This is a genomic window from Bdellovibrionota bacterium (assembly GCA_035292885.1).
Lineage (GTDB): Bacteria > Bdellovibrionota_G > JALEGL01 > JALEGL01 > DATDPG01 > DATDPG01.
Window position 1 is genome coordinate 1 of sequence record DATDPG010000004.1, and the last position, 25813, is coordinate 25813.

Below are 25813 nucleotides of genomic sequence, written 5' to 3' on the forward strand. Positions count from 1 at the left end.
GATCCGACGAACGGGAAGTCGTTGTTGCCGCCGTCCCAGACAATAACATCTGCCTCTTTCTCGGCTTCCCGAAGAATTTTTTCGTAATCGATGCCCGCGTAGACCACGATCCCGTTCCGAATGTGCGGTTCGTACTCCTCCATCTCCTCGATCGTGCAGTGATGGGCCGCGAGGTCGCTCAAGGAAGCGAATCTCTGACAAACCTGTTTCGTCAGGTCGCCGTACGGCATCGGATGACGGATGACGACCACTCGCTTCCCTTGGTCCTTCAGGAGCTTTGCAACCTTTCGACTGGTCGGGCTCTTTCCGCAGCCGGTTCGGACGGCGCAGATCGAAACCACCGGTTTAGAGGAACGCACCATCGTAGACGTATGCCCCAGGAGCTTAAAATCGGCCCCCTTGGACAATGCAATCGAAGCTTTGTGCATGACGTCCTGGTGAGAAACATCGCTGTACGCGAAAATCACCATATCGATCTTTTCGCGCTCGATGAGTTGGGGAAGTTCTTTCTCGTCTACGATCGGGATTCCGTTTGGATAATTCTGTCCGGCTAACGCCGCCGGATAGACCCGGCCTGAAATGTCCGGGATCTGTGTGGCCGTGAACGCCACAACTTTGTACCGGGCATCGTCGCGGTAAACCCGGTTGAAGTTATGAAAATCCCGGCCAGCGGCTCCCATGATCACGACACGCGTTGACATAAGGAATCTCCAATAATCGATTATTTTAAGATGGGAACGATGGTGGTCTGGATTGGCTGGCCGTAGACGGTGGCTTCGCTTTCCGTCACATAAACGTCAATCTCCGATCGAACGCCGAAATCCTTCAGATAAATTCCGGGTTCAATCGAAAAGCAGGTCCGAGGAAGCACCTTACGTTCATCCCGGCTCTCGAAGTTGTCCATGTTCGCGCCGTTGCCATGAACGTTCAGGCCGATGTTGTGGCCGGTCCGGTGAATAAAATAGTCTCCGTAACCCTTGGAAGCGATATAATTTCGAGCGGCGTCATCGACTTCATACCCGCGAAGCGCTTTCCCCGAGTGAACGGCGTCTTCCACAAGTTCCAAGGAGGCATCCCGGCCTCCCCGAACAATCTGAAAAATCGATTCAAATTTCTCCGGCACGTCTTTTCCGAGGTAGCCGGTCCAGGTGATGTCGGCGAAAACGGCGTCCTCCGCCATCTCCTTCGCCCAGAGGTCGATCAACAGAAAGTCACCTTTACGCACCGGGAGGGATCCTTTCGGCTCAGGGCTGTAGTGAGGATTGCCCGCATTGGGTCCCACGGCCGCAATCGGCCGGTAATCGGAACGAAGTCCGTAGGCCGTGAACCGGTCCCAAATGAATTGCTGAACGTCGTACTCGACCAAACCTTTGTTCGCTGAGATCTGTTTGGCTACGTATCCAAATGTTTCGTCCACTATTGTTCGCAGTGCTTTCGCCGCCCGAATATGCGTTTGAAGCTGTGTCTCGTTCCAGACCGCCTCAAACTGCTGGACCAGATCGGCTGCCGTCACAACCTCGGCCCCCGCCGCACGGATCTGTTCGATGGTGCCGGCATCCACGCGTGACACGTAGGGGATCGCATTGCTCGGTGAATAGTTCATCGCCACACGGCGCGCGCCCGAAAGCAACGTCGGGAGTTCCTTTTGTAACTCACGCCAGCCGGCGTAAAAGCTTTTATCTCCCGGCAAGTGGTCGAGGGACGCGGGCTCGATCTTGTGAGCCAATTTTCGGGGTGTACCGCTCTTCGGAACGAAGTAATACCACCGACGTGTCGCGTGAACGTTTTCCGGAAATCCTAAAATGCGGCGGGCGATGGGATCGAGCCCCTGAAAATCATAGAAAAGCCAGCCGTCCACCTTTTCGCGCCCGATCGCTTCTTGAATCTTTGTGAGAGGAAATGTCATGGCTTAGCTCGCGAGCAACGGGCGGAACCGCTCCGGAAGGGGCGGCAGAACCTTCACCGGTTCCACGGTGTTGACAATCGCATCATGCGTGTTTACCGCCGCCAGTTTCTTGAACAGAAAATCAAATTTCGCTTCCAGCTCCCGACCCAGCGCCTCGCGCGTAGATACGGGAAGGTCCCATATCTTTTTCTTGAAAGGTCCGAAGCCCTTTTTCCTCGTCTTATAAAAAAACTGCCCCTCCGTCTGCCCCGGCTTGCGCTCATCGGCGCAGGCTTTTTTCAGATGCTCCAAGATCTCGGCGTAGAGTTCTTTGGGAAAATGAACGCTGTCGTACGTCAAATTCTGAAACCCGGTGGCCAAATGAATCTCCGCCGTATTGGTTTCCGGAAAACGATGAAACAGGTCGTCTGGAAGCGTGGACGCGCCGTGCTGAACCGCTCCGGCCAGGTGATACGAAGTGATGGCCATTTCCGAAAGCTTTGCGAGAACACCGAAGTCGAGAGCGACTTGCGCCACGGTTCCATCGGGCAATGGGACGCCCCCATGTGAAGTACCCGTTTGAACGCTGACCTTCGAAATGCCGATCCGATTTTTACCGTCGGCGTTCAATTCCCGGACATATCCATCCAGGTACGCCCGCAGTTCATCCACGGTGGAATTCTTGCCGCCCACTTCCCCGATCTCGCCGCCCACCGAAACGGTCACTCCTTTTGGTTCCAGATCGCGAATGAAGCGGGTCATTTCGACCGTCTTCATATAATTCACCCGCTGTTGTTCATCGAGCGTCGGCTGGGAGAGGTCAACCAACGTCGAAGCATCGATGTCGATATTGTAAAAGCCGGCTTCGATCGCTTCCTTCGTTAGGTCCTTGATCCGTTGTGTTTCGGCTTCGGGATCCGCGGCGAATTTTTTTGAACTGAATTGGAAATGATCTCCTTGGATGAAGATCGGTCCCGCGTACCCCTCACGCAACGCCGCGCCCAAAATGACCGACGAATATTCCGAGGGGCGCTGATCGGTGTAGCCCATTTCGGAATTGGCGATCTCAAAAACAAACGTTTTGGAATTGTTCGCCCGGGCGGCGCGGATTAAAGCGCGGGCGGTGTCATAGGTCATGCCGCGGACATTGACCGCCGGAACGGTCATTTTCTGAAACTTCCCCAGCCCTTTTGCTTTGTAAAAGGGCCATATAGAGGAAGGAACCACACCGGCGGATTGGGCGATCAACCGGATCAGCCACCGCAAAAAGAGCCTCGTGTCGGCGTCGGGATGAAAGACGGATTGATACACCAACGAATCCACCCGTTTTTCGCGAAATCGTTTCAGATCCCGGAGCGTGACCTCTTCGCGGTCAAAAACGATGTCATCCCGCAGCGAGCTAAGGACCTCTTTTGCCGTCGGTGAATTCAATTCCCTAACCTCCGGCGCTAAACTAGCGGAAGGGGCCGGAAGCGTCAACGCGGAGGAACTGCGGCGCAATCGCTCGGCGGCGCGGATCGCGGCGACATGCCCGCTCTGGACAGCTCCCTCGATCGTGCAAGGAAGCCCTGTTTCCGTCCAATCGCCCGCCAAGAAGAAATTCTCCATCGCCGTATCCGCGGGAAGTCGTCCATCGTCTCGTCCGATCGGAGGAACCCACGTGGCTTCCTTCTCCTGCACAACGACCGCACGCGAAATTTTGGCTGAAGTTCCGCGGCCGCAGTGACCGAGCGTCTGCTCGGCGAACCCAATGAGTTCTTCCTTTGATTTTCCCAACATTTCCTCGGCTCCCGAAATAACCAAGGAAAGATGGCTCGTACGCGGATCTTGCGTGAAAACGCTCTTGCGAAACGCCCAATGGAAAGGAAGATCCCAAAATCCCACGAACGGCACGCCGAACGGAGGCCTTTCCATCCATACGTGAAGGGAGAGAATGGACGACGGCGTCAGGGCCTCCGTCGTACGAAGGGATTTTTCCAGAACGGGAACTCCCTCCACCAATTTTCGGGCAGCGGGAGGCGGAACCGCCAGGATCACGCAACGTGCCGATTCGTGTGTGCCGTCCAAAAGGTCAACGCCGGCCACGCCTCCGTGGTTCTTGACGACTCTTCTCACGACGGAACGGAGCCGGACCTCCCCTCCCCGCGACGTGAGAAATGCGCGCGCAGGATCTCCCAACAACTGCGAGAGCCCCACGGCGGACAATCCGACGGCCGAAGCCTTGGGCGAGGCAAGAAACCCGTTTTTCAGCACCACCGCCAACAGGTCGGCCGGCGCCAGCTGCGGCCGAATATTGAGTGTCGCCAACGTGATCGGCTCCCAGAGTCTTTGAACCGCAGCCGGCGATTGCCCGAGATCCCGCAGCCATTGGTTCACACTTTTGCTACGCAGATCATGCCCGTTTCTCCGTGCAGCTTTCGCCACCTTCCAGAGCGCCAAACGCTCCCTGAATGAGAGCGCTCGATAATTGAGAAGGCCCCAACCCAGGTGCCAAGGGGCGGGCAAATGCGCAGTCTTGATCGGATTGCGTTCGCCGTGAGGTCCGATCATCTCCGTCGAAAATCCGGGCGAGAATCGAAGGAGATTCTGCGTTCCGATCCTGCGAAGATAAGTGAGCGTTTCCTGGTAGCAGCCTAAAAATAGATGCTGACCGTTGTCGAGCGTTTCGCCGGACGCTTGGTCCTCAAAGGAACGGGTTCGCCCTCCGAGCAGGGAACTTCGTTCCAGAACCAGGACTCTGTATCCTTTCTCGGCGAGACATGTAGCGGCCGAAAGGCCGGCACAGCCTCCCCCGACGACGATCGCGTCCCAGGTCATACCGATGCGGGTCGAAAGAAATGAGGCGCCCAGACCGAGACCGCGATGGCCATCTTCGTCGGCGGAGAGAGCCGGATCTTCTGCGGAAAGACGTTGTACCGATTTCCTTCGATTCTCTGGAGAAGCGCTTGATACGTCCGGCGCATGATTTCCGCCGCCGGGAACTTCTTTCTCTCTATGACGGGAAGCGCGTTTTCGGCGTCCTGGTAATACGATTTCGCCCGCGCGGCCTCGAACGACATCAACATCGTAAAACGTTCGTCGTACACCGAACGGAGCAGATCTTTCTCGCGGTATCCGAAACGTTCCATGTCCGACTGCGGCAGATATATCCTCCCCCGCTTTGCGTCGCTCGCGACGTCGCGGAGGATATTCGTCAGTTGAAGCGCCCGCCCCGTCGCAACGGCATAGGCCGTCGTCGATTTGCGTTCCCCGCCGAAAATCGCCATCGATGTCAAGCCGACCGCCGAGGCTACACCGTCACAGTACGATAGGAGCTGTTCAATCGTCTGGTACCGATGAATGTGCAGATCCATTTCCACGCCGTCCAAAATCCAATGGAGATCGGCCAGCTCAATCGGAAATGTCTGACACGCTTTCGACAACTCGTGCAGGACGTGCGGGTCGAAAACGGACGGATGCCGTACTCGATCGACATAGCCGCGCCATCTCCGAATCTCCTCCTCCGCCTTGGACGCCTGCCGGGGCTCGTCCACAATGTCGTCCACGATCCGGCAATACGCATAGAGGGCTTGCAGCGCCCGGCGCTGGGCTTTTGAAAGCCCGACAAACGCCCAGGCAAAATTCGAGCGGCTCTTCTTCATAATGGTGGCGGCGTTCATGCGTTCCCCGCCCGCAGTTCCGGCCTGCCTTTCGGCCATCGCAACATCCGCCAGAGCATAACCCCTTTATCCCAAGTCCGGAGTGCCGGGCGATAGCGAAAGACGTCGTAATCGTTCTTCCGTATCAATTCCAGAATCCGGGTTCCGCCGCACCAAACCAATCGAAGTTCCTTTCGAAGATCGTCTCCTACGCGGTCGCAAAGACTTCGGCCGCGATTAAAAATTCGCAGGGTTCGTTCGATTTCGAGGTCCAGAAGCCCTCGAAAGCGATCGTCGACGATACCTGCCGCCAGGTCCGCTTCGGTATAGCCGAACCGCGCCATGTCGTCTTGCGGAAGATAGACGCGGTCTTTTTTCCAATCCACCGCCACATCCTGCCAGAAGTTCGCGAATTGAAGCGCCGAGCAAATGTCGTCGGAGAGACGAAACAGCTCTTCGTCCCGGTATCCGTGCAGCCATAAGACCAAACGGCCGACCGGGTCGGCCGACAGCTTGGCGTATTCCACAATGGAGGCGAAATTGGGATGGCGGTTCTGCCGGACATCTTGTTCAAACGCCCGAATCAAATGATCCAGCCACTCGACCGGAATATCGTGCGCCAAAACGGAATCCGCCAGCGCAACAAAGATTGGATGCTCGGCTTTGCCTTCCACCGCCTCGTACAAAAGTTTTCGCCATTGCCCGAGACGTTCGAGTCGCGCCCCGGCGTGCTCGGCTTCATCGGCAAAATCGTCCGCCGTCCGAGAGAACGCGTAAATCGCGTGCACGTGGGGGCGAACCTTCCCCGGAATCCACCGGGAACCGACGGGAAAGTTTTCGTAGTGGCCGTCGGCGAGATAGGTACAAAACCTACGCGCCTGAGGAAGCGTCCACCGCGCCCCCTCGGGAGGAGCAGGGATCTGGGGGAACGAGGCAAGAGAGATTGTGGATAAATCCATGAGGCAAGCGGCATCATAAGGGTCTCCGTCGCAGAGAACAACCTTGTAATCTTCCTAATCTTTACTTAAAGTTTATTATCGTTATTGTTATTTAACTAATTGATATAAATATACTTATCTATAATTTAAACTAAAAGTTGCCGCGGTTGTCGATGACGATCTTTGATCCTTCGGAACTGCCAATCTGAGTGGCGCCGAGATAAACGCCCGCCCCCGCCACGACCAGCAATGGCCAAATCCACCATCTTTCATACCACTTCTTCTCGGGGACGGGAGACGCGGCGACTTCCTGCTTCGGCCGGTCCGCGCCGCCGACGGTAAGAGAGGCATCCGGCACGGAAGGCTGGCCGAACGTGGACGACATCAGATAACCGTCCGGGCGGAGAAAGCCGAGCAGCGTCGCGACCATGTCGTCCGAAGCGCCCGGAAATTCGGAAAGATCTTCTCCCATCGCTACGACGGCCACCTGAGAAAATTCCGCCGTCCGCGTGTCGAACAGTTGTCCCAGGAACCGATAGTTTTTGCTCTTGTTCAACGTGCCCAGGAAAACCAGATCGGCATGGACGGCGGACGCTAGATCCCGAATCTTGCCGACCTCGTCGCTCTGTTGGGCCGCGCCCTCTCTCACTCGAAAGAGCTCGCCCAAGGCCGCTTCGGTTTTTGCCGGTTCCAGTTTCACTTGAACGTTCTCTAAACGTTTCTGAAACTTGAGCGGCTGGTACCAACTCTGCATTCCTTCGTTTTCGACCAGGAGGAAGTATTCCCCCTGCTGCAGCTTGGTCTTGTACGGCGTCGTCCCGATGAAACGACCGTTCAGATAGATCCTGGCTCCGGAAGGTTGTGAGTCGATTTGAACCTGGGAGACTTGTTCCGCGAGCACGTCACGCCGAACTTTCGCGAATGTCTCGATCACGGCGGGTGAATATTCGCGACTGGAAAGCTCCCGTGTCGGATCGAGGTACACCACCCGCCGGAATTCCCCTTGGGCCTTCTCCGGCTGCTTCAAAGCGACATAGGTCATTCCCAGGTACAGATGAGCGTCGATCAAGTCTCGATTCGATCGCAACGCCGGGAGGTGAAGAATAAATTCACGCCTCGCTCCTTCGAGATACTTTTGAGCGCTGCTCACTCTTAGAGTTCCGTACGCGGCTTTTCCTTTCGAAAGAAGCGCTCTCCCCTCTTTGAGCTCTTCAGTGGGAGACAAGGGAGCCTCGTCTTTGCGATTTCGTTGAACCCATCGGCTGATCTCGTCGGCCGGCACTAACCGAACGCGTCGGTCGCGGGAAAACGCGTCGGATACGGCTGAGCGAAGCAGCTTGCGACGAACTCCCTCCGATTCGGGAAGAGATAAATCGACGACAGCGAGGGATACCGCTTCCTGGCTCAATCGCATCGTCGGTTTCGTCTCTTGCGCCCAACCCTGCGGCATAAAGACCAGGCCCGCCAAGAACAGAGCGATAATTTTTTTCATCGACCCGGCACCGTCAAGGTCAGTGTGGAGGTCGTGGCGTCTGATTTACCGACGTCCGTAAAGAGAAGTGCGCTTCCCGCCCCGACAAGCAACACTCCTCCCACCGCCGCCCATATCCAGGGGTTTTCATACCAAAGGCGACGTTCGCCTGGACGGTTGGGCGCAAGCAGGGGTTGTTCGGGCTGATTGGTGAGCGTCCCCTTCGCAGTAGGAGGGGGTTGGAGTTCTGATGTTTGCGTCACTAGCGGCGGCGCGAGCGGAGAAGCTTTTTTGGCCGTTTCCTCGGCAGCGATAACGTAACCGTTCGCATCGAGATCTTGAACCAATTTCCCCACCAATCCCTCCGGCGTCGTATCCGATTGAGGTCGGGAAACTTCCTGACTTCGTTGATCGTAAAACTGCGCCTTAACCGCGCCGCTCGAAGGAGAGACCAACAGAAAGATATCCGCCCCCAAGGCGAGACCCGCCTGATCCAAGAAAGCCGCGCGATGATGATCGATGTCTTGCGATTGATTCACCGTCTCGAAATTCTTGGAAACATCGGCCGTTTGGACGGGCCGCAATTCCAGCTCGATGCGATTCTCCCCCGAAACCACAAACTTGCTTGTGAATTGCGATTCCGAGCCCTCGAATTGGGCGCGGATGAAGTGTTCTCCGGCGGGTAAACCGCGAACTCGAGCGGGAGACGCGCCGGCCGAACGACCGTCGACGTAAATTAACGCCCCCGCCGGGCGTGTGACGACTTCCAGGTCGCCGTGTTCTCGTTTTCGGATGTCCGCGCGAATCCCATCGACCAATTTCCGTATGTCGGGCGGGTAGAGCTTGGCGGAAAGCGTACGGCTGTCCCTTTCCGGATCCAGAACGATGACTTCTTTGATCTCCTCCTTCGCTTTGGCGGAGTCCTTCCCGGCAAGGTACGCCATTGCAAGGTGAAACTGCGCCGCCCGAAGTCCCTCAAAGGCTCCTTCATCCGTCAGATGGTTTCGAAACCAGTCCTTCGCTTTGAACAACAGATCGGTGGCCTCTTTGACTTTGAGTTGGGTGTACGCCTGTTGCCCCTTTTCCAAGAGCTTCGTCCCCTCCTCGATTGAGGAGCTTTGAGTTTTTTGGGTCCCTTTGGGGGCTAGGCCGGCAAGGTATCGATCCACCACAGCACTTTCGATGACCGTAACCCTGCCCGTATCGCGAAGCGTCCGGATCACGGCCGCCCGCGCTTTTTCGTTCGCGCCTTCCCCGAAGGGAGGTACCGCGACGACCGGCTTAGACTCCGCTTTCAACGGAATGGGAAACGCCAATAGAAGCGACAAAAAGAGGGGAAAAAGCGGGGAGCGAGTCGAGGTCATCCGAGAATCGTTTGATTGTACCATCGCTCACTCCGGCTGTAGAGTGAGCCGAAACATGCGGCTTTCCATCGTTTTTCCCGCCTACAATGAGGAACTCAATATCGCTGAAGCGATCGACCAGGCACTCCAGCACCTCGGGAACCAAGGCGGCGAAGTTATTGTCGTCAACGACGGAAGCGAGGATCGAACTTCCAAAATCGTTCAAACGTACGTCGATCGATTGCCCCGGCAGGTCCGGCTCATTAACCACACGCACCGTACCGGGTACGGCGCGGCCCTTCGGGATGGATTTGGCGCGTGCCGGGAAGATTGGATCTTCTATTCCGATTCCGACAACCAATTTGATCTGTCGGAAATCGACCGCTTGGTCGAGCGTTCAAAGGCCGTCGATCTCGTCCTCGGCTACCGCCAAAATCGGCAGGATTCATGGGTACGCAAATTCGCCGCCTTTGGATTCAATCGATTGGTGCGCCTTGTTTTCGGGCTGTCCGTCCGCGACATCGACTGTTCGTTCAAACTCTTTCACCGAACCGTATTCGACCGAATTCATCTTCAGGAAAACGGTTTCCTGATCGATCTGGAGATTCTGTTGAAAGCCAAACGCGCCTCTCTTCGATGGAAGGAAGTGGGAGTGACCCATCGATCTCGAAGGTTCGGCCGTTCAACGGTCCGACTGGCCGACGTTTGGAAAACAATCCTCGGAATGTACCGGCTCTCGGCACGGAGCCTCGCTTCCCATCAGGGGACTTCGTACACCCGCGCCGTGGACGAGGAAAAACTGACCGGATAGCGAGCGATGGTCTCGAGCAAAGGCGCCGGAAAACTCTGCCGTTCCAGAGCGCCGACGACGATGTACCGAATCCGATACTTCCTCACGAACTGATTCAGAAGTTCCGGAGTCGGGCTTCCCCGAAGCTGTTTGAGGTCGGCTTGACGGGGTCCCATCAAGGCATAACCGTCCGGCCGCCAAACCCCCGTGTGCTGCATCCATGCGAGAATCGTCGGCCGGCCGCTGAACGCAGCGAACCGCCCGTCCCTCTGGTACGAGTCTCCTTCGGCTTCGAGAATATGATCATTCGGCGCCGTGTGGTCGCGCAACCATCGGACGATTTCCCGTTCCCCCGGAAACAGGCGGTCCCAGTGCGCCATGCCGTCGAGACTTTTCACACCCCTGAAACCTCCCGTGCGCGCCCAGGTTCCCGCCACGGGGTAAACACATCCTGCCGCGATTACAACGACCAGCAGGGCCACCGAAGACCGCCGGTAGTAAAAGAAGAGCTTTCGATGCCGCCAGATGAGCAACGGCACACAGATCGCAAGCGCGCTCCAGGCCAACATATAAAACTTAAAGACAGTGTTGATCCGCCGATATTCGGGGCCGAAAAATTCGTAGAGATAAATGAACTCACACGTGGCAATCGCCAGGAGCGACCAAAGAAGAAGAGCGTCTTCCGGTTCTTCCCAATCCCCATTTTTCCAGAACCAGGCTCCGGTCAAAAAGAAGCCGCAGATGGCCGCGGCACCGCCGCCGAAAAGGACGATTCCGACCGTAATGCCCAGGATCCGAATTTTTTGCCGTATGGAAAAATAGGAAACGATCCGAAAAAAGAGAAAAAGGAGCGGAACGAGAAAGAGCGCCCAATGGGCCAGGAACATCGGAACCGGACTGTGCAATTCCGCCGGCACCCAGTGGATCGAACTCGATCGGGGCACGAAGGAAAGCCAAAAAGGAAGATAGGTGATGAACGCCGTACCCCCTACGACCGCAACGGCCCACCAGAATCGAAAGAGAACCAGGACGACAAAGAGAGCCAGCCAGGGGATTTCCCACGGATTGAGCGGGTAATGGAGACCCACCGCCAGACCGGTGAAAAAAATTAAGACGCCCGAAAGAAGCCTGTCCCCGTTTCGAAGCGCCGATCGCAGGGAAAAAACCAAGGCGAACGTGAGCGTCACCCACGGCAGGGCGAGGTAATGGGCATGAAGGTCCCCGACCAAGAACGAAAAATAAGGGAATTCGGTAATCGTTCCGGGCATCGTGCGCGAACTGCCCCACCAGGAAAAACCGTTCGTCCACCTACCGGTGACCCACTGCCGAATCCATTCGACGTTTGAAAGAAGCGTAGAGACCAACGCGGAGCCGGCGGCGCAGAGGCGATTCTGGCTGATCTGGCGAACCCAAGCGTACGCGGATGAACCGAGCAGGGCCATCACCGTGCAGAGGCTCAGATTGAAAGCCCACTCGGGCGGTACGCCGGCGGCTCGGGTAATCGGCACGAAGAGGAGATGTCCGTAGTAGTAATAATTCAGTGGAATCCCCGAAAGCCAGCGGTCTTCCGGAGGAAAATGCCGATCCAACAACACTCCCTGAAAAACGGACAGGTCCGCGAACTTTTCCGTCTGCTCCAGTTCAGGCGCGAACATTCTGAGGCCGATCGCCACGGCCAAAATGATCCAAAACGTCACGACTCCCCCAATCGCCGAACCGTTCGCGCGAGGCGTTGCGATGGGAAACGTTCTTGACCCGAAAAAGAGAAATCCGTACGCAACGACGGCGGACACATATGTCGGGCTGTTTCCCGGTGGAAGGCCGGTCAACGATCCCCAGAGCCAATAAACATAGGACCATAGAAGAAGAAAGAGCGGGAGCCCGAGGGCCCCGCCCTGTCGGCCAAAAATTCGCCGAGCCGGCCGCTCCGTCGCCAATTGAAGGATTGCGAGGACGGTGATCCAACGCCCGGCCGCTGCGAAGTCGTCCATTAGTTCAGCGGGTTGTCCACGACCAGGATGTTTTTTGACGAATCGGTGCCCGATCCGTTGAGTAGCAATGCACCTCCGACACCACCGGCGACGACACCGCCGACGATCGCCCAGAACCACAACTGGCGATAGAACGGATTCCCGGATTCGACTTTAGGCAGCGTTGCCGGGCCTTCACTTCCTCCCTCGGTTCCCTTCAAATCACTTGGAATACTCAGTTGAGCGATCACCAAACCGTGATCCGTTAAATTCTTCAGCAATTGATCGGCCAGAGCCCTTGCCGCCTTCTTCATCTCGGACGGAGGCGATTCTACGCCACCGATCATCGAGAATTCTTTGGAGCGGGTGTCGAAGAGTTGTGCGGCGATCGTCAGGTTCCCGTCCGGTTTAGTCGTCATCTGCCCGAGAACAAGAACGTGTGCGCCCAAGTCCTGCCCTAATTGAGCAAGCTGATTCAGAACGATCGGATCGCGCCGCCGCTCAAAGGCGTATGGACTTAGGAACATCCATGGTTCGAGTTCCACGTCTACGGAGCTTTTTCCCCCGCGCACCTCCACTCGTTGCGCGTAAGGTCGGAATCCCGATTTCTCTACGAGCAGGAAATGTTCTCCGGCCGGCACGTTCGCAACATCCGACGGAGAAGGAACTTGCTGAACGGCGTCGAAGAAGACCGTTGCCCCCTTGGGTTCGGTCCGAACCGAAACGGTGGCCTGAGGGCCGGCCAAAACCTGTTTCGCCAGTTGGCGATGCAATCGGACGATTTTCGGCGGAAACTCGCTGGACGGCAGCTCGTGGGTTTTCCGTTTCGGATCCAAAACAATCATCTGGCGGATATATTCTTCGCCCTTCTTCGAATCTCCCCGAATGATGAGCGCCATCCCAAGGTAGAGATGAGACGCCAAGAGATACCGGTTCTCCCGCAACGCCGAAATTCCTTGGCGGTATCCCCGAACCGCCGAATCGAGGGAACCGATCGCCTCGTCGATCGCGAGGTTTTGATAAAGTTCCCTTCCCTTTCGAAAATCTTCAAAAGCTTTTTCGAGCTGCATCGTGCCGTCGCGAGCGTCGTCCCGCCAAACGCGCTCCACGTTCTTTGCCACGACTTCGTCCGGAACCATCTGAACGCGCTTCGAACGGGACAAATTCTCATACAGTGCGGCTTGGAATTCGCTCTCGGAGGGATGATCGCCGCGATGAAAGCCGGCCAGTGCGCAAACGGCCAGGTCGGTACCGCTCGGTTCTTCGGCATACGCAACATTCTGCGATGGAACTGTTTGTGATCCGAGAAAGAAAGAAACGACCAGCAGGGATGTGGAGCGAGAGCGACGAGCCATGGGGGGCGATCTCTTTTCATTATCCGGATCAGCGCCCTAAGCGTCAATAATGGTTGGATTTTTGGATCTTTGGAACGGATCAGGCGGCCGGAGGCGTCTCGTCTTCCGGTGGGGCGGCCGGTGCGGCGGCCGCCGGAGCAGGGGCCGGGGCCGGAACTTCGGCCGGCTTTTGTTTGGCTTCTTCCGCCTTTTTCTTCGATTCGAGCACACGAACGACATGCTTTCGGCTCGCCTTCCAGGCGTCAAAATGGGCTTCGCAATACCCCTGCCGAATCATCGGTTTGCGGCAACCTTCGCTCTTGCAATTCTTGTGTCTCGCCTTGGGGAGTTCACCCCGCCGCCAGGCACGGTAGTGAAGGTCGCAATATCGCTTGGCCCGAACGGGGCGCTTGCACTTTTCTTTCCGACAGGTCGTTGCTTCAGCCATAGGGGGCTCCATGTAAGGGCAAACCGCTTATGATGCAAGGGTTATTTGAACCGGTCTCATGAATGGTTTCGTAACGAGACCGAGCGAAACGCCGGATGGCAAGGCCGCAGGAGTCAAACGCCCGGAGGCGTACTCTCTGCAGTACGTCGAGGACGTTTGGCTCCGAGAACGAAGCCAGCCGGCGTTGCAGCCGGTCGCAGTAGAAAGTATTCATGAGACCGGTTCATGGCATGCGAGTTGCCCCTTAAGCCGGAGAAGGGACCCGTGTGGTTCCCCGAAAATGAAATGTTTGGATGATATGAAGAGGCCGTCATCTCAAGGACTTATCGGTTATAATGGGGGTCCAATTCGTCTCCCCGAACCGTTCCGTATTGTGACAAGACCGTCACAACATAGAAGGGATTTCGATGACTGAGCTTCTTAACCTCTTGTTTTCAGACGCAGTAGTGAAGGTGCTGCTTTTTAGCGCGAGCTTTTTGGCGGCGTTCATCCTGGTTTTGAGCCTCCTTCCGGACGAGGGACAGGCCAAAGCCCGAGAACGATTAGGCGTCACGGATCTTCAACCGCGGCCGAATCAAGTCGCCGTACTCCGATGGTTTCGGCCGTTTTACACCATGTTGGTTCCTCGGATCGCTTCGCGAAATATTTTTGACACGCGTCGGGCGAAACTGCACCGAGATCTGATCACGGCCAATCTTCGCGACGAAGTCACGCCCGACGAATTCATCGGGTTTAAGTTCGTCATGGCCGTGGTGATTCCTCTGCTTGTGGGCTACTTGTCGGGGGCTCTCGGCCGGCCGATTCCGATCTTTCTCTGGCCCGCGGTCATCGTGGGCGGCTTCCTGTTCCCCGACTTTTGGTTGAAGGAGAGAATCAAAATCCGTCGCAGGTCGATCTTGAGGGCCTTGCCTTACACGCTCGACCTTCTCACACTTTCCGTCGAAGCGGGCCTCGATTTCATCGCCGCAATTCAGCGTCTTACGCAGCGATCAAAATCCAACGCTCTGCTGACGGAATTCAACCACATGCTCAAGGAAATCCGTCTCGGCACGGCGCGATCCGACGCCCTTCGGAGCATGAGCGATCGACTTCAAATCGAGGAAATATCTTCGTTTACGACACTCCTCATTCAGGCGGATCAATTGGGCGCATCAATCGGACAAGTGCTTCGCGCGCAATCGGACCAGCTTCGGGCGAGCCGATTTCAGGGCGCCGAGGCGACCGGTGCGCGAGCTTCTCAACTCGTCCTCTTTCCGCTCGTCCTCTGTATTTTTCCGGCGATATTCATCGTGGTTTTGGGCCCCACGCTGATCGGTCTTCTGCAACGGGGATTGTTCTGATGTACCGCGTCCGGAACATGACCCGTCAGATGATTCTCGCCGACCGGGTGGAGCAGGCGAATCGGCTTTGGCCGAGAATGAAGGGTCTTCTCGGCCGATCGAACCTGCCGGAAGGTCACGGTCTTTGGATTTCCCACTGCAACTCGATCCATACGTGGTTCATGCGATTTCCCATCGACGTCGTATTCGTCTCTTCGGATCAAAGAGTGGTCCGCCTTCTCGAGCAGGTTTCTCCGTTTCGAATGACTCGCCCCTCGCTGTCCGCTCGGTCGGTACTCGAACTAGCGGCCGGAACACTCGCTCGGCGGTTGACGCACGTCGGAGACCAGTTGAGCTTGGAGATGTTTTCGTGAAGGCCTCCCTGAAAATCGTCGCGGGCGGCGCCGACCGCAAAATCATCCCTCTCAAACGGGGGAAATACGGGATCGGCCGCGCGGAGGGGATGGCGATCCAGATCGACTCGCGGCAAGTTTCCCGCCAGCATGCCGAGATCGTCGTGGAGGAAAATTGCATCCGTCTTGTGGACCTCGGCAGCGCAAACGGCACCGTTTTGAACGGCGTCCCGGTGGAGAACGAGAAACTCCGAAACGGCGACCGAATTTCCATCGGCGAAGTGGTGATCGAATTCGAAAGCGACATTCCGGATGAAACCAAGCGCAGTCCGGTGACTCGCTTTCCGCAAAAGAAAACTCTCCGTTCCGTGGCTCGCCCGGCAGAGGCCCGGCCGTCGCGAAACCCCCGGTCCGTTCGTTTTGTGGTCACCGGTGCGCTGATGCTTCTCTCCGCGTCGATCAGTATTTTCGGGAGCCTCGCGTTCCGAAGCGTCATGATCGACCGCCTCGAGGCCGCTTCGCTGGAACGAGCTCAAAGCCTAATCCGGTATATGGCGGAGAAAAATCGCGAGGACCTCCGCCTCGGAAATGAACTTCTACTGGATGCCGACTCCATTCTCCAAGAGAAAGGAGTTCGGGAAGCGGAGATCGTGGGGACAAAGGGGCGAATCTTGGCCCCCATTTCCAAACTTCATCAAGTGACCAACGACCTTTTTGTGAAGGAGGCACTGGCACAGAAATCGGATCGACCGATTTTGCCGAGCCCGCGGCTCGGCGATGGAACCTACGTTTTGGTCCATCCGATACGGGCCTACGACGACGCTCACGGAGTTTATGAAACGTTGGGCGTGGCCAAGATCCTCTTCTCCCCGGAAGATGCCGTCGGCTCCGTCTCCGCCATGAACCGGCTGATCTTCGTCATCTTAGGCCTGGCGGTCGGCCTCTCGTTGCTGCTGGGATGGCTCCTTTCCAAACCACTGACCCAGCCGCTCGTACGCCTTGCGGAAAGAATCCATCTGCATCGCGCCGGTCACGCGGCTTCCGATGACAATTCCGGTGCCGATCAGGTACCCTTCTCAGATTGGGCCCCACTGGTCGATGCAGTGGACAGGCTCACTGAGGACCGCGAGGAATGATCGACACCAGAGGGCAATGGCTCCTGACGGGGATCGGTGCACCCGTCAGAGGGCGGGAATTCGTGCTTTTAGGCGACGAAATCCGCATCGGCCGAACCCCCGAAAACGACATCGTTCTCCCGTACAAGAGCGTTTCCCGGCACCACGCCTGTATCCAGCGCCGCCAAGACGGCTATTGGATTCGCGACATGGGCAGTAAGAACGGCACCTTTCTCAACGATCGTCCCGTCGAAGAAGCACTGCTTAAGAAGTCCGACGTTCTTCGAGTGGGAGACTCTTCGTTTCGTGTCGGCCGGGAAGAATCCGCCGAAGCGTCAGCGCCGACACCCGACCTCTCCTCCATCCTCGAGAAAATCCGCTCGTTACAGCCGGCGCAGCTGAAACTCTCTCTCGATGGACTCAAGCGATTTAAAAGCCGGCGGGTTTTATTGTACGGGATCGCGGCGATCGTCGGAGCCGCCGTTTTATTCTCCCTACGTCCGGCTCCCAATGCGAAATCGGTTTCGACATCGACCGGCACACCGTCTCCATCCGCGTCGAATGGCAAACCGCTCCGTCCGATTCGCGCGACGGATGACGAAGTTCTGAGCTGGCGGAGTAAAATTGAAGCGGCCCTTTATTTCGACGACGTCAAATCGGCCGTTTCGCTCCTGCGAAAAGTCGTCGCCGCGCGTTCGGACGATGCGCGGGCGCGCGCCCAGCTCGATCGCACCGAGGCGCGCTTGCGCCGAATGATCGCGGATTACTACGAGAGCGGCGCGCGAGAATATGAAAAGCTCTATTACGACCGCGCCGTTTCGGAATGGCGGAAGACCATGGCGCTGGCGGCGGACTTTGACCCGGAGACCTATAGAATGGCCGAGGCCAAAATTCGCGACGCGCAGGCCAAGCTTACGGAGCGTTCCCGATGAGCCAACGGGCCAAAATTGTCGTGAATCGAAAAGGGGAGCCGACCCGTACACTTCATTTTCAAGACGAAGTCATTTATTTCGGCCGGTCGAAAAAAAACGAAGTGGTTTTGCGGGACAGCGCAGTCTCCCGCCGGCACGCGAAGCTTTTCTTTCAGGGAAATCACCTGATCGTCGAAGATTTGGGCAGTTCCAACGGCACAATGATCGCCGGGAAAAGGATCGAACGAACGGTCGTAGCGCTGGGACAGTCCATCGAGATCGGGCCGTTTGTCGTAACCGTTGAAGCGCCGGACAAGATCGAATCGACCGCACCCGAGGCCACGCTGAACGAATCCACATTTCCCACAGCCTCCTCCGAGGCGGAGACTTCCGCGGCTCGCCCCTCATCGCCGACCTCCCCTGCAAATGACTTCATGGATGCCATCGATGTTCGCCCCGGACATATGCGTGTCTTGGAGCAATTTCTTGAAGCCGAAGCTACCGCCGGCGAAGAACCGACGACGCCGGAGCCGACGACCCCCGAAAAGAATTTATCCGAGATGGAATCCGCATCGCCCCGGCCGGTGGATGCCCTCGCCTTTAAGCCGGCCGCGCGCCTCGTCCGTCTCGACGGGCCCGACGCCGGAAATGAGATTCTTCTCGACCAGGATCAAGTAACGATCGGAAGTGCCGTGGATTGCGACGTCGTGATTGAACAAAAAAATGTCTCACAGGTTCACGCGACGATTCAAAAGGAAGAAGACACATTCATTCTCAAGAATCAGGAGGAATCGACCGGGACTTTCGTCGACGGCGTTCCCATTCGCGAACGGCCGTTGGAAAGTCACGACATCGTCTACGTCGGCGACGCGAAGTTTGAATTCCTGGAAGGAACGGCCCGCTCGAAAGCGCAACGCCCACGCGTAATGGAGCGATCGCCGACCTCCGTCCGTCCGGGCGCCACATTGATTTGGAGGTTGAACCGCCTTTTCTCCGATTGGCGGATCGTCGCTTTAAGCAGTGTACTACTGGGCCTGTTGATGGTCGCCGTGATTCCGAAGCCCAAGCCAGCCCCGCGAGTGTCCGCAGTGCCGGAAGCGAAATCCGAACCGCCGGAGAGCGAAGCCGCGCGCGTGGCTCGGTTTAATGTCTCCCGCGCTTCCGAACTCCTGAAAAAGAAAAAATACGAAGATGCCGAGGCGCGCCTTCGTCTGGTCCTCGATAAGATTTCTCCCAACGACCCCGAGGCGATTCGATTGCTCGATGAACTGGAAGCTGCACGCGCCGATGAAAAGCGAGCCGAGGAAAATCGAAAACGAACGGTCGTCGAACAGGCCAAGAAAATTCAAAACATCCTGGCCGAGGGGGACAAACTTCGAGCAGCCCGTAAATCTGCCGAGGCCCGTCGCGTATACGAACAAGCTCTCATGATTGATTCCGACAGCCGACAGGCCCGCGCCTCGATCGAGGAACTGAACGATCAAGAAGAATCGGCCAAGCGGGAACGTTTGGCCCGAAAGAAAACCAACGAACAACTGAAATCTCTCTACAACCAGGGCGTCATGAAATTCGAAGCCGGCGACTACGGCGGGGCGGAACAACTACTGCGCGAGGTCGCCAGCAAGAAGGGACACACGTATCAGGCCTCCGCCAAAAAACTGCTGGACGAAATTCGCCGCCGAGCCGACAAAAAGATTCAGGATCAGGTGAAAGAAGCCAAGCTCCTCGTGGATGCCGGGGAGCTCTTGCGCGCCCATTCCGAGCTCCAAAAAATCACCAAACAGTTTCCACGCAAGCAAGACGCCGCTCGGCTGCTCGACCAAGTCGAAGGCGCGATGCTTGCGCGGGCCAAACAGCTCTTTCACGAAGGAATTGCTTATCAAGAACTGTTAGAGGACCCCTCCGCTGCTGTGGAAAAGTATCAGGAAGTCCTTCGATACAGTCCCGATCCCGGGAACGAACTCAATCGAAAAGCGCTCCAAAGGATCCACGAACTGGAGGCTTCCGGGGCGGCCAAGAGTTCGCCGAACTGAGTGCATCCCTCGGCACTGCTCAATTGCTGCACAATCTGCCACGCACCTAATTTCGAGTGTTTGTATATTAAGTATGTGTATTTATTAACTTATTTATAAACAGCCTGTCGGGGCCTGTGGCGTATCCCTTGCTCTTATCTCCCTACGTATGTGCCGACAGAGCGTTCATCTTCGACGTAACCCTCTAGGGCAAGTGGCCCTGGAATACGCGCTCGTCCTGATCGTATTTGCAGCTGTGATCGGGAAGATCTGGATCTTTTATGAGGGTTTTGTCGGCGAAAGCCTCTACGGCCGGGGGGATGAGGTGCTCGGCCTCGAACGGGTCGTGTCCCTTCCATTCCCGTAAATCTAAACCTCAAGGAGGAAGAACTATGTTTCGCAACTATCGGAAACTTCTGGGCACGCGGAATCGCGGGCAGACCGCTCTCGAGTACGCGTTGGTCGTCGGCGTCATCGCCGTCGGCGTCATTTACGTCGCGCAAAAGGTCTTCGTCGGAAACGGCCAGGAACCGAGCGCAGCGGAAAAGGTAATGCAGGCTGCCGTTGACCAGGCCCAGAACGCCGTCACCGGCAAGTAAAAGCGAATTTGAAGTTCGAGGTGCACAAAGCAGTTCGTTCCGTCGGGGGGTTCCTCCTTCCCCCGCGGCGGAAATCTGACGCGCGATGGAGGACATGAGCCATGTTTCAATATTCTCCCAGAATGCGCCGCGCTCAGAGCGGCGCCGCAACATTGGAAGTCGGGATGTTGGTCCCGATCCTTTTCCTTTTGTTTCTCGGTCTCGTGCAGATCGTCATCTACCTGCAATCGAAGACCGCCACACAATATGCGGCTTTCACGGCCGCTCGTGCGTACCAGGTATACGGCGACCGGACGCTTAAGAGCGTCGATTACCCGCACGTAAGAGAAGCTCCGTACACCAACGACGGTCAAACCATCGCCGAAGCGGCGGCCGAGAAAGTCATCTTTGAGAGCCTGATGTGGGAACACCAGAACATCGACGTCGCGGCCGGATCTAAAAAAGGCGGAGAACCCAGTCTCGACCGATACTACCGCGACGGGAACGATCTTCTTAAAGACGGAGTCAGCACCGTAGGAAGCGAAGGGATCGTCCGCGTAAATCTTCGAACCGGCCTCGGCGCGCAGGTGCTTTATTGTCTTCCCATCGTATTTCCGGGCACGGAAATTTTCGCCGGTCTGGCGAAGAAAAAATACCCCTGCACGGTCTCTCGATTCGGCCGGCATTACAGCGGCATCGCGATTGAAGAAGAGGCCCTCTTCGGCCGGGAGCCACAAGGATGAGAAAACCCAAAGGACAGGTGGCCCTCGGTCTCGCGTTTTCGTTCACGGCGGTGCTGGCCGTGTTCGGTCTGGTCTTCAATTCGTCCTTGATCACGCGGGAGAAAATGCAACTTCAACAGACGACCGACTTCGCGGCTCTCGTAGCGGCGGATGTTCAACGGCACAATTTGAACCGGATTCGGGATTACAACGAAGGGATTGAAACGGCGTTCGAGGTTCTTCAATCGATCACGATGGCCCCAATTCCAATGTGTGCATTGAAGTTCATCAGAGGTGGCACAACGTACGTCGGGCTTCTCAGAGACACAGCCCCTTATACCGCTCTATCCACAGCCGACGTCTCTGACTTAACGAAAAAAGCGAGCGAGGCCGCGAGCGAAGAACTGCGGAAAAGCGGGGAAAAGGCCCTTGAACAAGGGGACAAGGCTACGGAGTCGGTTTGCAGCCCGCTTTGCCATCCGGTCGATGCGTTTTACCGAAATCTGGCAATTAGGACATATTCAGCGATTCGGATGGACTATGCGGCGAAGATCATGACGATTCTCCAAGATGCCAACAAGAATGCCTTTGAATACGCAATGTCGACGTATCTCCTCCCCGACAATCTCCCGATCGGCCTACGTGTTTATCTCGAAGAACGACTAGGGCGCAGATTGACGCCGGAATTACTCCGATCCGAATATGAAAAAGGTTCGCTCAAGGACAAATTTCAACTCGTCCAAGCAAGTTCCGATACGCCTCTGTTTTTGGCCGAAGATGAAATGCGACAACTCATCTACTGGCAATTTCGATACGATGGAATTCCCCCAAATATGCCGGATTCTGCTGGGAAGTGCTGGCAACCAACGTTCTATTATCCAATTCCGACCCTCACGATGGCGAAAGTCTCGCGCGGAAGCGGCTACACAACGTCATTTGTAGCGGGCGCCTCGTACACGCCTCCCGACTGGGAAGATGTGTTTCAAAAATTTCGAATTTACCTTACGGATCCCGCAAACAAGGACCCAAACAAACTGATCCGCTCACTAAGAGAAGACGAACGTCTGTTCAGCGAACGGCATGGCATGCACACATTGGCCCTTGCAAAACCGTACGGCGGCAAGTTCCCTGTCTCGGGAAACGTCCTCAATCCGCTGGATCACGGCGATCTCGGTGCGAAGTTCGAGGGCGCGAAGCTGATCGGAATTAACGATCGTGACGAGCTGGGTGGCTTTGACATGGGGTTCACGTATCAAAAGGAATTTCTCCACTGAGGCGCGCGTGATGGATGCACGAAACAAAAAATGCGGTCAGGCGACGCTCGAACTGGCGCTGTTGCTGCCGATCCTTTTCTTTCTTCTTTATTGGGTCATCAGCGGTTTTAAAGTGAATCACGACAGCGGGGACCGCTCGATCCGCAGACATGCCGAGGCGCTCAAAAAATTCGACCATGGGAATAACATGGACGCGATCAACATCGATGGCGTGGACCTCGTCCCGGGACGTTACAGCGAAATCATTCCCGACGGCGGCTCGTTCAACATTGGAAATTTTGTCAAAGATCTCGGCCTCGGCGTCGGAACGGAATTGGGTCTCAATGCCCTATTCAGCAACGTTGCGTTCTTCGGCGGTTACAAATGGTACGGGGCCGCCAGCCGTGAATTCCTCCGAAGCACAGCGACCCAATATGTCTCTGCGGGTGAAGTGAACTGGAAAACATCGGCCTTTGCGGGTGCCACGGGTGCCTTGACGAGCGGGCAAGCAAAAGAGGCGTTCACGGGAGTCAAATCAATGCCGGCCGGTTTCATCGGACCCCTTGAAAAAAATACGGGGGTACAAGAGTTCTGGGGATCCGCATCGCGGACAGGGTTGATAGCTTTCACAAACTCACAGGGTGATCTCAAGCAAATTGTCCCCGGCGCCGTCGGCGGAATGCTTTCGTCAAATTCAGCACAATCTTTCGGCGTGATTAACGGCAACGACATTCTCCATGGCGCGGCCAAAGGAGCCATTACCAGTGCCGTCGCGGGTGTTTTCAGCGGGAATTTTGACCTAAAAAAGGTTGGGATATCCACGGCGACAAGCGCCTTTACTACGAAATCGATGGCGAAAATATTTACAAACGATTCGTACACAGGTGACGCACGTACTTCCGCAAGCTTCGGAGCAGCAAATGCGATGTTTGCCACGTTAATAAATGGCGGGGACGCAAAGAGCGCTCTTTATGCCGGAGCCGCCGGCGCATTCTTCAGCCGCCAAACGATGGGTTGGGTAGATGGCAAAGATAATGAGGACCATAAATGGATCGATTCGCTCCAGCAAACGGGCGCCGGCATAGGTTTCAACGCCGCGATGGATTTGACCAAAGGCGCAGGCCTGAGCGCCATCGGCGACGGCTTTTACAACTCTCTTCTCGGCAGTGGCCAGAGTTACGCGACGAAAGCGATGTTGAACCAGATGCCTCCTTCGCTTCGTTACAGCCTAAGCGGCGCGGCGTCGGCGTACCAGGTGTACGACTATCTTCGAAACCCAGGATCGGCCAAGCAATTGGCACAGGAGATTAGTTCGCAGGCGCAGGTTCAGGCGCTCAGTGCCATCAACCCTCCGGTGGGGTCCTAAAATGAAACGAGCGCTCACATTCTTCCTCGCAATCCTGAACGCTTGCGTGCTCGGCCCGTTGCAGTCCCATGCTGACGAAGATACTGCCGTTCCGAACGGCACCATTGTCCATTACTCCGAAGTTCGCTCCGACGCGAGCGACTTAAAGCCCTTACACAGTTTTATCGAAGCTTTGATTCAAAGGAAATTGGCTCAAGACACGGCGGTACTTCTTGAATTGAAGGGATTCAGAACGGATCAAATCGAGGAAATTCTCCGGAGTACTGAATTCAAAAATTTCGCTCAACGCGTCATCGAAGATTCGGCCACGCAACATTCGGTCGATTTCGTCGTCCTTCGCTGGACGGACGCAGAACAAATGAAAATCCGAAGGTCCAGCTTAGAAACGGACCGACGAGACACGGCGGCGATGGAAGACCAGCTCCAGTTACAACAGGCCCTTCGTCAGAAGCGCCTTAATCGTGAAGTCCCTCCACGCAAACCGGAGTTGGACGGGTGGTCACGGCTAATCGAACAATCAAAGGACTATTTGTTCCGGTGAGGCTATTGAACTTTATGCCATGTTTTTATATACTTATGTTTGACCGCCGCACCATCTTTCGATTTTCCGTTCAATTTAGTTACGGAGGAATTCAGTGAAGAACCGCCGTGCGCTCATTTTCTCCCTCGTCTGTGGTCTGGCCGCAGTCCTGTTGACCAGCTACTACGTCTCCCGCAAGGAAAACTATTACTCCGCCCGCTTTGAAGAGATTCCGGTCGTCATCGCGACGAAGGACATCATGCGCTACCAGGTCATCGATGAAACGATGCTGGGGGTTCGAACCGTTCCCAAGCCGTTCGTTCAGCCTCTCGCCGTCACGATCAAGGATCGAGAACGTCTGATCGGTTACGTCGCGGACGCCACGATTAAAGAGGGGGAACAGATTACGGAAACGAAGGTCGCCCGCCCCGGTGAAAGTCGGATTTCGATTACGATCCCCAAATCGGATCGCGCCTGCACGGTCGCCGTCAACGAAATCAGCGGCGTGGCAGGCTTGGTCCGACCGGGGGATCACGTGGATGTCATGGGGACCTTTCGGACGGTGGACGACAAGACACGCGTCGCCAAGCAAGCCGAGACGGTGACGGTGTTTCAAAACATTCCCGTTCTGGCGGTCGGACGGAATTACGCATTCGAGACATCCATGGGCGCTCAAAAGGGGAAAGGAATCCTCCCGGATTCTCCCGGCGGCGGGGCCGGCTTTTCGAACGTGACGCTCTCGATGACGCCCCGGCAGTGCATGGATCTCACGCTCGCCCAGACGGTCGGGACCCTCTCCCTCTCCCTCCGCTCGTACATGAATCGATTCGGCGGCGAGACGATTCAGGCTCTGCACGATCAACCGAGCACCCCTTCGTCCGCCACCGGGATCCAGCAACCGCTGGAAATGACCGCCCGTCCGAAATGGCTCGAACTTCGAGGAGAGCAATCTCTGATGGTGCCCTAGGAGACGATGATGAAAAAACTTCAAATCATACTTCTGTTTGTTTTCACGCTCCCCTCCTTCGCTTGGGCCACATCAGGCACGGAAGAGTACCTCGTCGTGAACAATCCCCGTGTGATGTCCTTCGAATACACGATGGGAAACGTGACCGTCGGGAATCCCGAAATCGTCAATTTCAAGGCGGATCGGGAAAAGAAGCGAATCACCCTCCTTCCCAAGACGGCGGGAACTACGCTTCTTCTTGTATATGACAGCAATGGGCGACAACGAGACGCCATCCAACTGACGGTCTACCCCACCGATCCGGAGCGTTTGCTTCAGCAGGTCCGAAAGCTCTTGCGGAACGTGGAAGGGATCAATATTTCTAGATTGGACGAAAAGATCGTCATCGACGGCGAAGTGATTCTTCCCGAGGACAAAGAGAGAATTCAGAAAGTCGTTACAAATTCGAAACAGATCATCGATTTGACCCGCCTCAATCCGGACACCAACCGCATCATCGCCAAGAAGATCCAAAAGGAAATCGGCCTGGACGAAGTCAATGTGCGGTCTCTCAAGGGCCAAATCATCCTGGAGGGAGAGGTTTACTCCAAACAGGCGAAGGAAAAGGCCGAGAAGATCGCCGGCCTGTACGCCGAGAAAGTCATCAACGTTCTGGACGTCCGTGAAATCCCCAATCCCCCCAGCCGTCAGGCGACGATTCAGGTGACCGCTCATTTTGTCGAGGTATCGAAAAACTTTTCGAAGAATTTCAATTTTCGGTGGAACCCGGTGCCCAAAATCTCCTCCACCGGTTCGTACACGATCAATCCGGTCAGCGGCAGCGACAACCTGACCGGCGCCATCACCGGCACGATCGACGACATGCTTCCGAAGCTCAATT

The 25813-nt window shown here is 56.2% G+C and carries 24 protein-coding genes; 14 read left to right on the forward strand and 10 right to left on the reverse strand.

Annotated elements, in window-relative coordinates; translation table 11 throughout:
* From VI895_00055 to VI895_00085, 7 genes are all read right to left on the reverse strand, one after another.
* Nucleotides 1-701, reverse strand: a 701-nt coding sequence (locus VI895_00055) for a GTPase (protein ID HLG18189.1), incomplete at its 3' end; no start/stop codon positions are given.
* Nucleotides 702-721: 20 nt separating this feature from the next.
* Complete coding sequence (locus VI895_00060) at nucleotides 722-1906, reverse strand: M24 family metallopeptidase (GenBank protein ID HLG18190.1); 1185 nt, start codon at nucleotides 1904-1906, stop codon at nucleotides 722-724.
* 3 nt (nucleotides 1907-1909) lie between these two features.
* Nucleotides 1910-4702, reverse strand: a complete 2793-nt coding sequence (gene hpnE, locus VI895_00065) for a hydroxysqualene dehydroxylase HpnE (GenBank protein HLG18191.1) — start codon at nucleotides 4700-4702, stop codon at nucleotides 1910-1912.
* Nucleotides 4699-5544, reverse strand: a complete 846-nt coding sequence (locus tag VI895_00070) for a phytoene/squalene synthase family protein (GenBank protein ID HLG18192.1) — start codon at nucleotides 5542-5544, stop codon at nucleotides 4699-4701. The genes hpnE and VI895_00070 overlap by 4 nt, the downstream gene beginning before the upstream one ends.
* Nucleotides 5541-6482 (reverse strand): squalene synthase HpnC, encoded by a 942-nt coding sequence (gene hpnC / locus VI895_00075; protein ID HLG18193.1) that lies wholly within the window; start codon nucleotides 6480-6482, stop codon nucleotides 5541-5543. The genes VI895_00070 and hpnC overlap by 4 nt, the downstream gene beginning before the upstream one ends.
* A 130-nt stretch (nucleotides 6483-6612) precedes the next feature.
* Nucleotides 6613-7953, reverse strand: a complete 1341-nt coding sequence (locus tag VI895_00080; protein HLG18194.1) for a PEGA domain-containing protein — start codon at nucleotides 7951-7953, stop codon at nucleotides 6613-6615.
* Nucleotides 7950-9296, reverse strand: coding sequence for a PEGA domain-containing protein (locus VI895_00085; protein HLG18195.1), 1347 nt, complete (start codon nucleotides 9294-9296; stop codon nucleotides 7950-7952). The genes VI895_00080 and VI895_00085 overlap by 4 nt, the downstream gene beginning before the upstream one ends.
* A 43-nt stretch (nucleotides 9297-9339) precedes the next feature.
* Here VI895_00085 and VI895_00090 point away from each other — a divergent pair, with 43 nt between their 5' ends.
* Nucleotides 9340-10086: a glycosyltransferase family 2 protein gene (locus VI895_00090; protein HLG18196.1), complete on the forward strand. Its 747-nt coding sequence runs from the start codon at nucleotides 9340-9342 to the stop codon at nucleotides 10084-10086.
* Here VI895_00090 and VI895_00095 read toward each other — a convergent pair.
* The 3 genes from VI895_00095 to VI895_00105 form a co-directional block, all read right to left on the reverse strand.
* Nucleotides 10035-12056, reverse strand: coding sequence for a DUF2298 domain-containing protein (locus tag VI895_00095; GenBank protein HLG18197.1), 2022 nt, complete (start codon nucleotides 12054-12056; stop codon nucleotides 10035-10037). The two genes, VI895_00090 and VI895_00095, sit on opposite strands and share 52 nt — an antisense overlap.
* Nucleotides 12056-13390 (reverse strand): PEGA domain-containing protein, encoded by a 1335-nt coding sequence (locus VI895_00100; GenBank protein ID HLG18198.1) that lies wholly within the window; start codon nucleotides 13388-13390, stop codon nucleotides 12056-12058. Before VI895_00100 ends, VI895_00095 begins: the two co-directional genes overlap by 1 nt.
* A gap of 79 nt (nucleotides 13391-13469) precedes the next feature.
* Nucleotides 13470-13817, reverse strand: a complete 348-nt coding sequence (locus VI895_00105) for a hypothetical protein (GenBank protein ID HLG18199.1) — start codon at nucleotides 13815-13817, stop codon at nucleotides 13470-13472.
* Between the two features lie 407 nt (nucleotides 13818-14224).
* Between VI895_00105 and VI895_00110 the strand changes: the two genes are divergently transcribed.
* The 13 genes from VI895_00110 to VI895_00170 form a co-directional block, all read left to right on the forward strand.
* Nucleotides 14225-15157: a type II secretion system F family protein gene (locus VI895_00110; protein ID HLG18200.1), complete on the forward strand. Its 933-nt coding sequence runs from the start codon at nucleotides 14225-14227 to the stop codon at nucleotides 15155-15157.
* Nucleotides 15157-15510, forward strand: a complete 354-nt coding sequence (locus VI895_00115; protein ID HLG18201.1) for a DUF192 domain-containing protein — start codon at nucleotides 15157-15159, stop codon at nucleotides 15508-15510. Before VI895_00110 ends, VI895_00115 begins: the two co-directional genes overlap by 1 nt.
* Nucleotides 15507-16625, forward strand: a complete 1119-nt coding sequence (locus VI895_00120) for an FHA domain-containing protein (GenBank protein HLG18202.1) — start codon at nucleotides 15507-15509, stop codon at nucleotides 16623-16625. The genes VI895_00115 and VI895_00120 overlap by 4 nt, the downstream gene beginning before the upstream one ends.
* Entirely contained in the window at nucleotides 16622-17536 is a 915-nt protein-coding gene (locus VI895_00125) for an FHA domain-containing protein (protein HLG18203.1), read from the forward strand. The genes VI895_00120 and VI895_00125 overlap by 4 nt, the downstream gene beginning before the upstream one ends.
* On the forward strand, nucleotides 17533-19548 hold the full coding sequence (locus VI895_00130; protein ID HLG18204.1) for an FHA domain-containing protein: 2016 nt from the start codon (nucleotides 17533-17535) through the stop codon (nucleotides 19546-19548). The genes VI895_00125 and VI895_00130 overlap by 4 nt, the downstream gene beginning before the upstream one ends.
* Before the next feature lie 193 nt (nucleotides 19549-19741).
* The gene (locus VI895_00135; protein ID HLG18205.1) at nucleotides 19742-19894 is read left to right on the forward strand and encodes a hypothetical protein; all 153 of its coding nucleotides are present in this window, start codon (nucleotides 19742-19744) and stop codon (nucleotides 19892-19894) included.
* Nucleotides 19895-19919: 25 nt separating this feature from the next.
* Nucleotides 19920-20126, forward strand: coding sequence for a hypothetical protein (locus VI895_00140; protein ID HLG18206.1), 207 nt, complete (start codon nucleotides 19920-19922; stop codon nucleotides 20124-20126).
* A gap of 101 nt (nucleotides 20127-20227) precedes the next feature.
* Nucleotides 20228-20848, forward strand: coding sequence for a TadE family protein (locus VI895_00145; GenBank protein HLG18207.1), 621 nt, complete (start codon nucleotides 20228-20230; stop codon nucleotides 20846-20848).
* Nucleotides 20845-22101, forward strand: coding sequence for a Tad domain-containing protein (locus VI895_00150; protein ID HLG18208.1), 1257 nt, complete (start codon nucleotides 20845-20847; stop codon nucleotides 22099-22101). Before VI895_00145 ends, VI895_00150 begins: the two co-directional genes overlap by 4 nt.
* Before the next feature lie 7 nt (nucleotides 22102-22108).
* On the forward strand, nucleotides 22109-23446 hold the full coding sequence (locus tag VI895_00155; GenBank protein HLG18209.1) for a hypothetical protein: 1338 nt from the start codon (nucleotides 22109-22111) through the stop codon (nucleotides 23444-23446).
* Nucleotide 23447: 1 nt separating this feature from the next.
* Nucleotides 23448-23987, forward strand: coding sequence for a hypothetical protein (locus tag VI895_00160; protein ID HLG18210.1), 540 nt, complete (start codon nucleotides 23448-23450; stop codon nucleotides 23985-23987).
* 94 nt (nucleotides 23988-24081) lie between these two features.
* Nucleotides 24082-24933 carry a Flp pilus assembly protein CpaB gene (gene cpaB / locus VI895_00165; GenBank protein HLG18211.1) on the forward strand — a complete coding sequence of 284 codons (852 nt, stop codon included), beginning with the start codon at nucleotides 24082-24084 and terminating at the stop codon, nucleotides 24931-24933.
* Nucleotides 24934-24942: 9 nt separating this feature from the next.
* Nucleotides 24943-25813, forward strand: an 871-nt coding sequence (locus VI895_00170) for a pilus assembly protein N-terminal domain-containing protein (protein HLG18212.1), incomplete at its 3' end; no start/stop codon positions are given.